At 72.1% G+C, this 13,727-nt stretch carries 11 protein-coding genes and 3 tRNA genes; 5 read left to right on the top strand and 9 right to left on the bottom strand.

Going from position 1 to position 13,727, the window contains the following annotated elements; translation table 11 throughout:
• Window positions 1-70 precede the first annotated feature (70 nt).
• The 3 genes from acnA to FSY66_RS06790 all read left to right on the top strand — a co-directional run bounded on the left by acnA (window position 71) and on the right by FSY66_RS06790 (window position 5,519).
• The gene (acnA, locus tag FSY66_RS06800) at window positions 71-2,752 is read left to right on the top strand and encodes an aconitate hydratase AcnA (protein ID WP_144792662.1); all 2,682 of its coding nucleotides are present in this window, start codon (window positions 71-73) and stop codon (window positions 2,750-2,752) included.
• Window positions 2,753-2,942: 190 nt separating this feature from the next.
• Window positions 2,943-5,033: a 1-deoxy-D-xylulose-5-phosphate synthase gene (gene dxs, locus FSY66_RS06795; RefSeq protein WP_144792659.1), complete on the top strand. Its 2,091-nt coding sequence runs from the start codon at window positions 2,943-2,945 to the stop codon at window positions 5,031-5,033.
• Window positions 5,034-5,165: 132 nt separating this feature from the next.
• Window positions 5,166-5,519, top strand: a complete 354-nt coding sequence (locus tag FSY66_RS06790) for a hypothetical protein (RefSeq protein ID WP_186304483.1) — start codon at window positions 5,166-5,168, stop codon at window positions 5,517-5,519.
• A gap of 159 nt (window positions 5,520-5,678) precedes the next feature.
• Here FSY66_RS06790 and FSY66_RS06785 read toward each other — a convergent pair whose 3' ends face one another.
• From FSY66_RS06785 to msrB, 3 genes are all read right to left on the bottom strand, one after another.
• A complete protein-coding gene (locus FSY66_RS06785) occupies window positions 5,679-7,007 on the bottom strand; it encodes an HRDC domain-containing protein (protein ID WP_144792656.1) in 1,329 nt (442 codons plus the stop codon).
• Window positions 7,008-7,075: 68 nt separating this feature from the next.
• The gene (locus tag FSY66_RS06780) at window positions 7,076-7,669 is read right to left on the bottom strand and encodes a DUF3000 domain-containing protein (protein WP_313955541.1); all 594 of its coding nucleotides are present in this window, start codon (window positions 7,667-7,669) and stop codon (window positions 7,076-7,078) included.
• Between the two features lie 133 nt (window positions 7,670-7,802).
• Window positions 7,803-8,303 (bottom strand): peptide-methionine (R)-S-oxide reductase MsrB, encoded by a 501-nt coding sequence (gene msrB, locus FSY66_RS06775; RefSeq protein WP_144792649.1) that lies wholly within the window; start codon window positions 8,301-8,303, stop codon window positions 7,803-7,805.
• A gap of 190 nt (window positions 8,304-8,493) precedes the next feature.
• Here msrB and FSY66_RS06770 point away from each other — a divergent pair, with 190 nt between their 5' ends.
• Complete coding sequence (locus FSY66_RS06770; protein ID WP_260853548.1) at window positions 8,494-9,885, top strand: alpha/beta hydrolase family protein; 1,392 nt, start codon at window positions 8,494-8,496, stop codon at window positions 9,883-9,885.
• Window positions 9,886-9,904: 19 nt separating this feature from the next.
• Here FSY66_RS06770 and FSY66_RS06765 read toward each other — a convergent pair whose 3' ends face one another.
• Window positions 9,905-10,366: a SufE family protein gene (locus tag FSY66_RS06765; RefSeq protein WP_144792643.1), complete on the bottom strand. Its 462-nt coding sequence runs from the start codon at window positions 10,364-10,366 to the stop codon at window positions 9,905-9,907.
• Window positions 10,363-11,271 carry a sulfurtransferase gene (locus FSY66_RS06760; RefSeq protein ID WP_144792639.1) on the bottom strand — a complete coding sequence of 303 codons (909 nt, stop codon included), beginning with the start codon at window positions 11,269-11,271 and terminating at the stop codon, window positions 10,363-10,365. Before FSY66_RS06760 ends, FSY66_RS06765 begins: the two co-directional genes overlap by 4 nt.
• A gap of 206 nt (window positions 11,272-11,477) precedes the next feature.
• Here FSY66_RS06760 and zapE point away from each other — a divergent pair, with 206 nt between their 5' ends.
• Window positions 11,478-12,539, top strand: coding sequence for a cell division protein ZapE (gene zapE / locus FSY66_RS06755; protein WP_144792636.1), 1,062 nt, complete (start codon window positions 11,478-11,480; stop codon window positions 12,537-12,539).
• 179 nt (window positions 12,540-12,718) lie between these two features.
• Here the strand turns inward: zapE and FSY66_RS06750 are convergent, their stop codons facing one another.
• The 4 genes from FSY66_RS06750 to FSY66_RS06735 all read right to left on the bottom strand — a co-directional run bounded on the left by FSY66_RS06750 (window position 12,719) and on the right by FSY66_RS06735 (window position 13,442).
• Window positions 12,719-12,922 (bottom strand): antitoxin, encoded by a 204-nt coding sequence (locus FSY66_RS06750; RefSeq protein ID WP_260853547.1) that lies wholly within the window; start codon window positions 12,920-12,922, stop codon window positions 12,719-12,721.
• A gap of 198 nt (window positions 12,923-13,120) precedes the next feature.
• A tRNA-Val gene (locus FSY66_RS06745) sits at window positions 13,121-13,195 on the bottom strand.
• 37 nt (window positions 13,196-13,232) lie between these two features.
• Window positions 13,233-13,303, bottom strand: a tRNA-Cys gene (locus FSY66_RS06740).
• A 66-nt stretch (window positions 13,304-13,369) separates the two neighbouring features.
• Window positions 13,370-13,442, bottom strand: a tRNA-Gly gene (locus FSY66_RS06735).
• Between the last annotated feature and the right edge of the window lie 285 nt (window positions 13,443-13,727).

Raw genomic sequence — 13,727 nt, 5'->3', positions numbered from 1 at the left:
CTCCTCGCGAGGACTCCGGCAGCGCCCGGAGCCTCGGCACCACCACCGCGGCGAGAGGAGTTCCGGGCATATGAGCACCGTGGACAGCTTCGGGGCCAAGGACGTCCTTGACGTCAACGGCACCCAGTACGAGATCTACCGTCTGAACGCGCTGGAGGGGGCGAAGAAGCTCCCGTACAGCCTCAAGGTGCTGCTGGAGAACCTGCTGCGCACCGAGGACGGCGCCAACGTCACCCAGGAGCACATCAAGGCCCTCGCGGAGTGGGACCCGGAGGCCCAGCCCCACACCGAGATCCAGTTCACCCCGGGTCGCGTGATCATGCAGGACTTCACCGGCGTGCCCTGCATCGTGGACCTGGCGACCATGCGCGAGGCCATCGAGGACCTCGGCGGCGACGCCGCCCGCGTCAACCCCCTCTCGCCCGCCGAGCTGGTCATCGACCACTCCGTGCAGATCGACTCCTTCGGCAACGCCGACGCCATCGAGCGCAACATGGACATCGAGTACCAGCGCAACGGCGAGCGCTACCAGTTCCTGCGCTGGGGCCAGACCGCGTTCGACGACTTCAAGGTCGTCCCCCCGGGCATGGGCATCGTGCACCAGGTGAACATCGAGAACCTGGCCCGCGTCGTGATGACCCGCGAGGTCGACGGCGTGAACCGCGCCTACCCGGACACCTGCGTCGGCACCGACTCCCACACCACCATGGAGAACGGCATCGGCGTCCTGGGCTGGGGCGTGGGCGGCATCGAGGCGGAGGCGGCCATGCTCGGCCAGCCGATCTCCATGCTCATCCCGCGCGTCGTGGGCTTCAAGCTCACCGGCGAGATCCCCGCCGGCGCCACGGCCACCGACGTCGTGCTCACGATCACCGAGATGCTGCGCAAGCACGGCGTGGTCGGCAAGTTCGTCGAGTTCTACGGCGAGGGCGTCGCGGCCGTGCCGCTGGCCAACCGCGCCACGATCGGCAACATGTCCCCGGAGTTCGGCTCGACCGCCGCGATCTTCCCGATCGACGAGGTCACCATGGACTACCTGCGCCTGACGGGCCGCACCGAGGAGCAGCTGGCCCTGGTCGAGGCCTACGCCAAGGAGCAGGGCCTGTGGCACGACCCGCAGGAGGAGACGGCCTTCTCGGAGTACCTCGAGCTGGACCTCTCCACCGTCGTCCCCTCGATCTCCGGGCCCAAGCGCCCCCAGGACCGCATCGCCCTGGACCAGGCCAAGCAGGTCTTCGACCGCGACGTCAAGAACTACGTCTCGGACAAGACCCCCGAGTCGGCCGGCGTGTCCATGCCGGACGGCCGCGAGTTCGAGCTGGAGAACGGCGCGGTCTCGATCGCGTCGATCACCTCCTGCACCAACACCTCCAACCCCTCGGTGATGATGGCCGCGGCCGTGCTGGCCCGCAATGCCGTCGACAAGGGCCTGACCTCCAAGCCGTGGGTCAAGACCTCGATCGCCCCGGGCTCCAAGGTGGTCACGGACTACTACGAGAAGTCCGGCCTGATCCCGTCGCTCGAGGCCCTGGGCTTCTACATCGTCGGCTACGGCTGCACCACCTGCATCGGCAACTCGGGCCCCCTCGAGTCGGAGATCTCGCAGGCCGTGCAGGACAACGACCTGGCCGTGACCTCGGTGCTGTCGGGCAACCGCAACTTCGAGGGCCGCATCAACCCGGACGTCAAGATGAACTACCTGGCCTCGCCGCCGCTGGTGGTCGCCTACGCCCTGGCCGGAACCATGGACTTCGACTTCCAGAACGAGCCGCTGGGCCAGGACTCCGAGGGCAATGACGTCTACCTGAAGGACATCTGGCCGGATCCGAGCGAGGTCCAGCAGATCATCGACGACTCGATCGAGACGGAGATGTTCACGGACTCCTACGGGACGATCTTCGACGGCGACGAGCGCTGGCAGGGCCTGGACACCCCGACCGGCAAGACCTTCGAGTGGGACGAGCAGTCGACCTACGTGCGCAAGCCCCCGTACTTCGAGGGCATGACCATGGAGACCTCCCCGGTCACCGACATCGAGGGCGCGCGCGTGCTGCTCAAGCTGGGCGATTCGGTCACGACCGACCACATCTCCCCGGCCGGCTCGTTCAAGTCGGACACGCCCGCGGGCAAGTACCTCATCGAGAACGGCGTCGAGCGCAAGGACTTCAACTCCTACGGCTCCCGCCGCGGCAACCACGAGGTCATGATCCGCGGCACCTTCGCCAACATCCGCATCAAGAACCAGCTCCTGGACGGCGTCGAGGGCGGCTACACCCGCGACTTCACGCAGGAGGGCGGCCCGCAGGCCGCGGTCTACGATGCCGCGATGAACTACCAGGAGGCCGGCACCCCGCTGGTCGTGCTGGGCGGCAAGGAGTACGGCTCGGGCTCGTCGCGCGACTGGGCGGCCAAGGGCACGAGCCTGCTGGGCGTGCGCGCGGTCATCACCGAGTCCTACGAGCGCATCCACCGCTCGAACCTGATCGGCATGGGCGTGCTGCCGCTGCAGTTCCCCCAGGGCGAGTCGGCCGATTCGCTGGGCCTGGACGGCACCGAGACCTTCTCGATCACGGGCGTCACGGAGCTCAACGAGGGCCGCACCCCGGAGACCGTCAAGGTCACGGCGACCAAGGAGGACGGCTCCGCCGTGGAGTTCGACGCGGATCTGCGCATCGACACCCCCGGCGAGGCCGACTACTACCGCAACGGCGGCATCCTGCAGTACGTCCTGCGCCAGATCGCAGGCCGCTGAGGCGCCGGACCGCGATGATCCGCCGCATGAGCGCGGTGTGACCGTCGCGGGCCGCCGGCAGCGCGGTCCGAGGCCCGTCCCGACTGCTCGGGGCGGGCCTCGTCGTGCGCCGCGGGAGACCGGCGTACGATCGTCGGACACGGATTTCGAGGTGCGCGCCCCGCGGACGGGGTGCGCCACGAGGAGAAGCATGTCGATCTTGGAGGGCATCGGAAGCCCCGAGGATCTCGAAGCCCTGAGTCCCGAGCAGCTGACCGAGCTGGCCGAGGACATCCGGCGCTTCCTGGTCACGAACGTCTCGGCCACCGGGGGGCACCTGGGGCCGAATCTCGGGGTCGTCGAGCTGACCATCGCGCTGCACCGGGTCTTCGACTCGCCCCGCGACCCGATCGTCTTCGACACCGGGCACCAGTCCTACGTGCACAAGCTGCTGACCGGGCGCCAGGAGTTCTCGACCCTGCGCCAGCAGGGCGGGCTGTCCGGCTACCCGGACCGCGGCGAGTCCGAGCACGACGTCGTCGAGTCCTCGCACGCCTCGTCGTCGCTGTCCTGGGCCGACGGCATCTCCCGCGCGTTCTCGCTCACGGGGCAGTCGGACCGCACCGCCGTCGTGGTGGTGGGCGACGGCGCCATGACCGGCGGCATGGTCTGGGAGGCGGCGAACAACATCGCCTCGGACCCCGAGCGCCGCGTGGTGATCGTGGTCAACGACAACGGGCGCTCCTACGCCCCGACGGTCGGGGGGCTGGCCCGCCAGCTCCAGGAGCTCAAGGCGGAGGTCCAGCAGTCGGTGGACACCGTGCGCACCGACCGGCGCTACGAGCGAATGCTGGCCTCGGTGCGCGAGTCGCTGCAGGACTCCGGCCCCGTGGGCCAGGCCGCCTATCGCGCGCTGCACGGCATGAAGGCGGGCCTCAAGGACGTCGTGGTGCACAACGGGCTGTTCGCCGATCTGGGCATGAAGTACGTCGGCCCGATCGACGGCCACGACCAGGAGGCCCTCGAGCACGCCCTGCGCCGCGCCAAGGAGTTCGGCGGCCCCGTGCTCGTGCACGCGATCACGGAGAAGGGCCACGGCTACGCCCCGGCCGTGGCCGACGTCGACGACATGTTCCACGCCGTCGGCACGATCGACCCGGCCACGGGCCGGCCCACGTCCACGAGCTCGGGCCGGTCCTGGACCTCGGTCTTCGCCGAGGAGGTCGCAGCGGCCGCCGACGAGCGCGAGGACATCGTGGGCATCACCGGCGCCATGACCATCCCCGTGGGCCTGCACCTCATGCAGGCGAAGCACCCCGAGCGCGTGGTCGACGTCGGGATCGCCGAGCAGCACGCCCTGACGATGGCTGCGGGCATGGCCTACGGCGGCCTGCACCCGGTGATCGGGCTGTACGCCACGTTCCTCAACCGCGGCTTCGACCAGCTGCTCATGGATGTCGCGCTGCACCGGGCGGGCGTGACCCTGGTGCTGGACCGCTCGGGCGTCACGGGACCGGACGGCCCGAGCCACCACGGGATGTGGGACCTCGCGCTGCTGCAGGTGGTGCCGGGCCTGCACCTGGCTGCGCCGCGCGACGAGGCCACCCTGCGCGAGGAGTTCCGGGAGGCGCTGGCCATCGACGACGCGCCGAGCGTGCTGCGCTACCCCAAGGGCACCGTTGGCGAGCCCATCCCCGCTCTCGAGCGGCTGGACGACGGGGTCGAGATCCTGCTGCGCACCGCCGAGAGCCTCGATGCCGAGACGGACGACGCCCAGGGCGGTGCCGAGCCGGCCCGCGGCGATGGACGCGCCACGGCTGCCGATGCCGGTGCGCTGCCCGCCGATCCCGAGCCCCGCGAGACCGACGTCCTGCTGGTCTCGGTCGGCGCCATGGCCCCGATCTGCCTCGAGGTCGCCCAGCGCCTGCGCGATCACGGCATCTCGGCCACCGTCGCGGACCCGCGCTGGGTCCTTCCCGTGCCGGCCTCCCTGGCCGAGCTGGCCGCCCGGCACCGCTTCGTGGTCGTGGTCGAGGACGGTGTGCGCTCCGGCGGCATCGGCAGCCTCATCCGCCAGAGCATGCGCCGGGCCGGGGTGGACACGGCCCTGAACGAGGTGGGCCTGCCGACCGAGTTCCTCGCCCACGGATCCCGCTCGCAGGTCCTGGAGCGCGTGGGTCTCACCGCGCAGCGGATCACCCGGGACACGATCGACTCCGTGCTCGGCACCCGGGTGCCCTACGCCCGGCCGGTCGAGGAGGACGGCGCGGACCTGCGGCTTCCCGGGCGCACCGAGGCCTGAGCCCCGGCCCGGAACGCGGGCGGATTCCCAGGTCGCCACGGCCGCATTTCATTGTCCGGCCTCTGAACGGTCAGTAGTCTGAAGGACGAGACGCGGGCGGAACGGCCCGTGACATGACGAGAGGTGAGAAGAATGTTCAAGAAGGTCATCTTCGTGGCGGGCCTGGCCATCGGCTTCGTCGCCGGCTCGGCCGCGGGCCGCGAGACGTTCGACCAGATCAAGGCCAAGGTCCAGGGCGTCGCCAACGATCCCGAGGTCCGCCGCAAGGTCTCCGAGGGCGCCGACAAGGCCAAGGCCACCGTCCAGGAGCAGGCGCCGGTCGTGGCCGACAAGGCCAAGGAGACCGCCTCGAACGCCGCCGGCAAGGCCAAGGACACGGCGTCCTCCGCCGCCGACCGCGCCAAGGGCGCCGCGTCGTCCTCCGACGACTCGGCCACGGGCAACCTGACGGCCTCCACGAAGTCCCCGGAGACCAAGCACCTCTGAGCCGCTGAGCGTGCGCGGGCGCCCAGGGCGCACCGCCCCCCGAACGGCAGGAGCCGCCGAGGTCGACCTCGGCGGCTCCTGCCGTTCCGTCTGCCGGCCGGGAGCGTGCCCGCCCGCGGCGACGGGGCCCTGGACCCGGGCACGGCCGCCGCCGAGGGGTCAGGACGGGGCCTCGGCCTGTGCCGCGCCTTGTGCTGCGGCCTGCGCGTCGGCCTCGACGGGCGCGGGCGACGACTGCTGCAGCGCCTGCAGGATCACCGGGGCCGCATTGTCGATCTGCCATCGGCGGGCGCCGACCTCCTCGAGCCGGGCGCGGACGTCGTCGAGCCGCGCGGACTCCGGGGGGTCCCAGCTGAAGCGGCGCAGGTGCTCGGGGACCAGGAGGTTCTCCGTGGGCATCCCGAGCTGCGCCGCCCGCTCCGCGACCGCCGGCTTGAGGGTCTTCAGCCGCTCGGCGGCCGAGGGCCGCTTGACGGTCCAGGCCTTGACCGGCGGCAGCGTGTCGGAGGCCACGGACTGCGGCACGAGCTCCTCGGCCTGCCGGGCCTCCGAGACGGCCCGCAGCCACCGCGGGGCCTCCTTGGCGGCGGCGCGGCCGTGGAATCCCTGGGTGCGCAGCAGCTGGGGGACCGAGCGGGGCATGGCCATGGCCACGGCCACGAGCGCGGAGTCGGGCAGGAGCCGGCCGGGGGCGATGTCCCTGTGCTGCGCCAGCTCCTCCCGCTCGGTCCACAGGTTGCGCAGCGCGGTGAGCTGGCGGCGGCTGCGGATCCGGGTGATCCCGGAGGTGCGCCGCCACGGGTCGCGGCGCGGCGGCGCCGGGGCGGCGGTGCGCACGGCCTCGAACTCCTCGAGCGCCCAGTCGTACTTGCCCTGGGCGCGCAGCAGGTCCTCGACGGCGTAGCGCAGCTGGACGAGGACCTCGACGTCGAGGGCCGCATAGGTCAGCCACGGCTCGGGCAGCGGCCGTGTGGACCAGTCGACCGCCGAGTGCTCCTTGGCCATCGTGAAGCCGAGCAGCTCCTCGGTCTCGGCGGCCAGGCCCACGCGCTGGAGCCCGGCGATGCGTCCGCCGAGCTCGGTGTCGAACAGGGCATCGGGGTGCATGTCGAGATCGCGCAGGCAGGGCAGGTCCTGGGTGGCGGCGTGCAGGACCCATTCGGTGCCCCTCAGGGCCTCGTCGATGATCGCCAGCGATCCGGTGGCCTCGGGGTCGATCAGCACCGTGCCGGTGCCCTCGCGGCGCAGCTGGACCAGGAAGGCCCGCTGCCCGTAGCGGAAGCCGCTGGCCCGCTCGGTGTCGATCGCGACCGGGCCGGTGCCCTCGCGCAGCTGCCGCGCTGCGAGCTCGAGCCGGGGGATCGTGTCCACCAGGGGAGGCAGACCGTCCGCGGGCCGGTCCAGGAACACCGTCTCGGGGATCTCGAAATCCTCGAATCCCTCGACGACGGTCGGGGTCGGTCGCGGGGCGGGGCTCGTGCTGCTCACTGCGGCTGTCAGATCCTCTGGGATGCGGTCGGTACGGGGGAGGGCGCGGGTCGCGGGGACGGGCGCCTCTAGGGACGCAGAGGCACCACGGCGTCCCGGTCGGTCTGCGGCGGCAGCCCGGCGAACGTGCAGACCATGTCCGCCCAGGCCTCCAGATGGGCGGCGAGGTCCTCGCCGCTCGGCGTCCAGGAGGCCCGCAGCTCGACGTCGATGTACTCCTCGGTGTCCGCGAGCTGTCCGAATCCCTCGGACAGCACGCGCGAGGCGGTGCCGCCCTCGCGCGAGTAGCCGGCGCCGGCCCGGTCCAGGGCCTCGAGCAGCCAGCTCCAGGCCACCTGGGCGAGCATGCCGTCATGGCCCAGGTCCCGTTCGACCTCGGCCTTGACGTAGGTGACGATCCGGAACGCGCCGCCCCATTCCGGGGCGCGGTCGGGCGCGTGGATGAGCAGGAACCGCCCGGTGGCCTGCTCGCGGACGGGGTCGCGGGAGCCCGCGACGCTCGGATGGGAGGAGGCGGGCTCGCGGATCGTCGCGGAGAACGCGATCGAATCCGCGGCACGGGCGTCGGGCGCGGAGATCTCGGTGAGCTCGATCTCCGAGCGGCACTGCGCGCGGCGCAGCGATGCCGCCACCCGCTCGAATGCTCCGCTCAGATCGCTCACCGCCGTCACTCCTCCACCCTAGGCGGGGGCCGCTCGGGGATCCGGCCTGCCACGCCGTCCCGCCGTGCTGTGACCGCGTGCGACGCCGCCCCGCCGGCTCCTGCGCCCCGGTGACCGAGCGGGGGCCGGGGCATCAGGACCGGTCGGGCTGCCCGGCCTCGCCGCCGCCCGGGCCCGCCGAGCCCTCCGCGGGGACCAGGCGCATCGAGATCGAGTTGATGCAGTAGCGCAGGTCGGTCGGCGTCGGGTAGCCCTCGCCGGCGAAGAGGTGCCCGAGATGCGAGTCGCAGTTCGCGCAGCGGACCTCCACGCGCTCCATGCCCAGTGAGGAGTCGCGGATGTAGCGCACGCGGTCCTCGGCCAGGGGCGCGAAGAACGAGGGCCAGCCGCAGTGCGAGCCGAACTTGGTCTCCGAGCGGAACAGCTCCGCATCGCAGGCCCGGCAGGTGTAGACGCCCTCGGTCTCGGTGTCCCAGTACTCGCCGGTGAAGGGGCGCTCGGTCCCGGCCTCGCGCAGGACCGAGAACTCCTGCGGGGTGAGCACCGCGCGCCACTGCTCCTCCGTGCGCTGGACCCGGGGGCCGGAGGTCCCGGCGGGAACCGCCGCGCCCTGGTGATCGGTCTGCTCGGACATGATCGCTCCTCCTGTCGATGGTCGTCCGCCCTCCGCGGGCCGCGGCGACGCGGCGCGCCGGATGCGCTCCGCGGGGGACTCTCTCCGGGCAACGTCGCCCGGCCCGCGGATATTCGCCCGCGGCGCGCTCGGCCACCGGCCGTCGGCGGGCGCCGAGCCGATGCTCAGGCCCCCGTGCCAGAATGCCGGTGTGCCCGTCTTCTCCCGCCCCGATGCCCCGGCCGTCCGCTTCCCGTGGGCCCGCCGACCAGGCGCGGCCCGGTCCTCCGGCGGCGATGGCCGGTCCCGCGACTCGTCGAACTGGTCCCGCGGAGCGGTGGCCGGCACGGCGCTGACGGCGGGGGCGGCCTCCCTGTCGTTCGGCGTCTCCTCGGCGGTCGCGGCCTACGTGGCCCGCCAGGTCGTCGTGCCTCCGCGGTACCGCTCCGAGGACCTCGCGATCGCCGGCTACACCCCGTGCGACTCCGACCGGAGCCCGGAGGCCGCGCCCGGGGCCGGCGAGGTGCGGCTGGCGGCGACGGTCGAGACCACCGTCGACGGCGTGTACAGCCTGCGCTTCGCCGGCGGCGCCGGCCACGCGCGGATCGGGCAGATCCTCTCGTGGTCCCCGGCGGCCGGGGAGGTCGTCCGCGAGGTCGAGGAGGTCTACAGCGGCGATCTCTCGGCGGCGTCGCGCGGGTGGTGGGCCGGGACGGTGTACCCGGATCCGGGGGCCGCGGGCTTCCGCTTCCACGAGGTCGAGCTGCCCATGGAGATGGGCGCGGCGCCGTGCTGGGTCGTGCCGGCGGGGCAGGACGACGACGCCTGGACCGACGCTGAGGCCGACACCGCCCGGGGCGAGCCGCAGGACGAGGACGGGACCGCCCGGCAGCTGCCCGGGCCCTGGGCGATCATGGTCCACGGGCGCGGCGCGCAGCGCATGGAGGCGATCCGCGCCCTGCGCACGGCGCAGCGGCTCGGACTGACCTCGCTGCTGATCTCCTATCGCAACGACCGGGAGGCGCCGGCGTCGGCGGACGGGCGCTACGGGCTGGGCTTCACCGAGTGGAAGGACGTCCAGCTGGCGATCTCCTACGCCAAGCTGCGCGGCGCCACGCGGATCGTGCTCTTCGGCTGGTCGATGGGCGGGGCGATCTGCCTGCAGACCGCGGACCTGTCGATCTACCGCTCCGACATCGCCGGGATGGTCCTCACCGGGCCGGTCGTGGACTGGTTCTCGCTGTTCGCGCACCACACGGCCTCGCGGCGCATCCCCGAGACGATCACCAGGATGGCGACCTCCCTGATCACCACGCGGCGAGGCCGCTGGCTCACGGGGCTGGCGGCCCCGGTGGACCTGGGGTCGCTGGACTGGATCACCCGGGCGGATCAGCTGCAGACCCCCACGCTGATCCTGCACTCGGCCGACGACGAGTTCGTCCCCGACACCGCCTCCCGACGCCTGGCCGAGCTCAGCGGCCGCGTCGAGATGGTCGGCTTCGACCGTGCCCGGCACACCAAGGAGTGGAACGTCGACCCCGAGCGCTGGGAGTCCGCCGTTCAGGAGTGGACCGGGCGCGTCCTGCCGGAGCTGCACGGCTGAACCCGGCCGGGAGGACGTGTCAGCGCGGCAGCTCGGCCACCCGGCGGCGGACCCGGTCCAGCATGGCCGACATCCCGCGCATGCGCAGCGGGGAGACCAGATGGGTCAGTCCGAAGCCCTCGGGAAGATCGGAGGGCAGATCGCGGATCTGCCCGGCCGGCAGGCCGTCGAGGCCCTCGTGGAGGATCGAGGCGAAGCCCCGGGTGGTCGGGGCCTCCTGGGGCGCGGAGAAGAACAGCCGGACGGGGGTGTCGTCGTCGCCGGTCCGTGCCTGATCGTCCCACTCGACGGTGAGGAACAGCGGCGACTGGCACTCCACGACCTGCTCGAGCTCCTCCGGGTGCTCGCCGTAGCGCTCCGGGAGGTCGGGCAGCGAGCGGGAGAACTCGAGCAGCAGCTGCAGCCGGTCCGCGTCGGGGACGGCCTGGAAGTCCTCGATCAGCTCCTGCACGGGATCGGGGAGGGTGCTCGAGCCGCTCATCGACGGGCCTCCGGAGCCTCGCCGCGCTGCTCGCCCATGGCCACGGGCAGGCCGACCGCGTTGCCCCACTCGGTCCAGGAGCCGTCGTAGTTGCGCACGTGCGGGTAGCCCAGCAGGTGCTCGAGCACGAACCAGGTGTGCGAGGAGCGCTCGCCGATCCGGCAGTAGGCGATGACGGGGCTCTGCGGATCCAGCCCGATCTCGTCGCGGTAGATGGCCTCGAGCTCGGCGCGCGGCTTGAACGTCGAGTCCTCGGCCGCCGCGCGGGCCCACGGCACGGACGCGGCGGTGGGGATGTGGCCGCCGCGCAGCACGCCCTCCTGGGGGTAGTCGGGCATGTGCGTGCGCTCGCCGGTGTACTCGGCGGGGGAGCGGACATCCACCAGGGGAGTCGACCCGAGCTCGTCGAGGACGTCCTGGCGGAACGCTCGCAGGCGGGAGTCGTCGCGGACGACCACCGGGTAGTCGGTGCGCTCGCGGGCGGCGGGCTGCGTGCTCAGCTCGCGGTCCTCCGCGATCCACTTGTCGCGGCCGCCGTCCATGAGGCGCACGTCCTCGTGGCCGAACAGGGAGAAGACCCACAGCGCGTAGGCCGCCCACCAGTTGGACCTGTCGCCGTAGACGACGATCGTCTGCTCGCGCGCGATGCCCTTGGCGCTCATCAGCTCGGCGAACTGCTCGGCGTCCAGGTAGTCGCGCACGGCCTGCTGGTTCAGCTCGGTGTGCCAGTCGACCTTGACCGCGCCGGGGACGTGGCCGGTCTCGTAGAGCAGCACGTCCTCGTCGGACTCGACGACGACGACCTGCGGATCGTCCAGGTGCCGGGACACCCACTCGGTCGAGACCAGGCGCTCGGGGTGGGCGTACTCGGCGAACTTCGGATCGGTGGCGTCGGCCTCGGCCATGTCGCTCCTTCGGGCTCGGGAGGCGCAGCCCCGCCGGGGCTGCGCGCGGGCCGGTGCGGGCCCGCTGGGATCTGCTCCCCACTGTACTCACGGGCCCCTGCGCCCCCGGGGGGCCGGGCAGATCTGTGCGCGACGGGCGAACCACCGGGGGCAGGCCTGCCGGTAGGCTCGTCCCAGTCCCGTCGCCGCCCCAGAGAGGTCCCTCAGTGAGTCCGCAGATCGAGCGCCTGTCCGAGCGCGTCCCGTCCGTCTCAGCGGAGCAGCTGCTCGAGGGGTTCCGCCCCTCGGAGCGCTTCGGAGAGGTCTCCTTCGACACCTACCGCCCGGACCCGTCGCAGCCCTCGCAGGCCCGTGCGGTCCAGGAGCTCCAGCGCTTCGCGGCCTCGATCAAGGACCCCGCGGCCAAGCGCGGCGGCTTCTTCGCCAAGATGTTCGGCGGGCCGGAGAAGCAGACCTCGGCGCAGGGCATCTACCTCGACGGCGGGTTCGGCGTGGGCAAGACCCACCTGCTGGCCTCGCTGTGGCACGACTCTCCCGGCCCCAAGGCCTTCGGCACGTTCGTCGAGTACACCAACCTCGTGGGCGCCCTGACCTTCCGCCGCACGGTCGAGGCCCTCAGCGGCTACGCGCTCGTGTGCATCGACGAGTTCGAGCTCGACGACCCCGGGGACACCGTGCTCATGTCCCGCCTGATGCGCGAGCTCTCCGATGCCGGCGTGCGCCTGGCCGCGACGTCCAACACGCTGCCCGGATCGCTGGGCGAGGGGCGCTTCGCGGCGCAGGACTTCCAGCGCGAGATCCAGGTGCTCTCCGACCAGTTCGAGGTCGTGCGCATCGACGGCGAGGACTACCGCCACCGCGGTCTGCCCGAGGCCCCGGCCCCGCTGGCCGACGACCAGCTCGAGGCCGCGACCGCCCGGCGCTTCGACGACCGCACGACGGTGGCCGCGGACGACTTCGAGGACGTGCTCGAGCACCTGATCCGCGTGCACCCCTCGCGCTACCGGGCCATGGTCCAGGGTCTCGGCGGCATCGTGTGGCGGGGCGTGCGCACCGTCGACGAGCAGGCGCTGGCTCTGCGCCTGGTCGTGCTCGCCGACCGGCTCTACGACCGCGACCTGCCGATCCTGAGCTCGGGAGTGCCCTTCGATCAGCTCTTCACCCCGGAGATGATGGCCGGCGGCTACCAGAAGAAGTACTCCCGGGCGGTCTCGCGCCTCACGGCCCTGGCGCGCGAGGGGCAGATGCCGGAGCAGCCGTCGCTGTGATCCCCTCCCGCACGGGCGGGGGAGAGGGGGCGGCCCGATCGCAGCGGCGGACGCGGCCGCAGCGGGGCTGCCGCGTCCCGGGCTCGGCAGGGATGCACTGAGGGGCGGCACCGGATGGTGCCGCCCCTCAGGCGCATGAGGATCGGCCCGGGGGCCGATCGACGCAGCTGATCCGAGGATCAGTTCTCGTCGCCACCGCCGGTGAGCTTGTCCTTGGCGGTGTTGATGTGATCCTCGTGCTTGCCGCCGGTCTTGTCGTTGGCGGTGTCAGCGGCCTTGTCGACCGCCTCGGGGTTGTCCGAAGCAGCCTGCTTGGCCTTGTCTGCCATTCCTCCGAGATCCACCATGACGGTCTCCTCTCGTTCGATGTCATCTGACGGCACACACTCTCCACTGCCGGGCATCGATGCGTCGGCATTGCGGACCCGACGGCGCGTCGTCCGCGCACGGGCGGGAGAACCCAGGCGGGACGCCGCGGTGAGCGGCGCCGCATCCGGGGGGCTGCGCTCGGAGGAGAGGGGCGGCGGGTGCCGGGGATGCGCAAGGCCCCGACCGGGGATCCGGTCGGGGCCTTGCCGAGGTGGTGCGCGATACTGGGATCGAACCAGTGACCTCTTCCGTGTCAGGGAAGCGCGCTACCGCTGCGCCAATCGCGCTCGTGCTCCACGGGGAGCGAGCTTGGTGTGGGCACCGAGGTGGAGACGGGATTCGAACCCGCGTAGACGGCTTTGCAGGCCGCTGCCTAACCACTCGGCCACCCCACCGGGACCTGTCGTCCTTGCGGACTTGGCCTTCATGTGATCGCACGAACTCGGGGAACGTGCGCTCCGAGCGGTTGACGGGAGTCGAACCCGCGACCCTCACCATGGCAAGGTGATGCTCTACCAGCTGAGCTACAACCGCGAATCATCGGCCTTCCGGCTGACGTTCGATCGGAAACTGTATCACAGCCCGTCCGCAGCTCTCGCTCGGTGCCGGGGCCGTGCACAGCGGTGAGCAGCTGGTCCGACGGGGCTCTCGCTCCGCGTCCTTCCGGCTGCTCGCCGTTCCGACAGGCAGAAACCTTAGGGCACCCGGATCGCGGCGCGCAAATCGACGGCGGCCGCCGCTCATCGCGCCGCCATGACGCGCTCATCACGGCGTCATCGCCGGGCCGTGAGAACGGCTGCGGGGCGATGCCGGCGGGCC

The organism is Kocuria palustris (assembly GCF_007666205.1).
GTDB lineage: Bacteria > Actinomycetota > Actinomycetes > Actinomycetales > Micrococcaceae > Kocuria > Kocuria palustris_A.
Note: the sequence above shows the minus strand (reverse complement) of the source record. Positions and strands in the feature narration are given on the sequence as shown.

Coding starts and splice junctions, on each gene's coding strand:
- FSY66_RS06760 (WP_144792639.1), bottom strand. CDS start 11,271: ATGGCCGAGGCCGACGCCACCGATCCGAAGTTCGCCGAGTACGCCCAC.
- acnA (WP_144792662.1), top strand. CDS start 71: ATGAGCACCGTGGACAGCTTCGGGGCCAAGGACGTCCTTGACGTCAAC.
- msrB (WP_144792649.1), bottom strand. CDS start 8,303: ATGTCCGAGCAGACCGATCACCAGGGCGCGGCGGTTCCCGCCGGGACC.
- FSY66_RS06790 (WP_186304483.1), top strand. CDS start 5,166: ATGTTCAAGAAGGTCATCTTCGTGGCGGGCCTGGCCATCGGCTTCGTC.
- FSY66_RS06765 (WP_144792643.1), bottom strand. CDS start 10,366: ATGAGCGGCTCGAGCACCCTCCCCGATCCCGTGCAGGAGCTGATCGAG.
- dxs (WP_144792659.1), top strand. CDS start 2,943: ATGTCGATCTTGGAGGGCATCGGAAGCCCCGAGGATCTCGAAGCCCTG.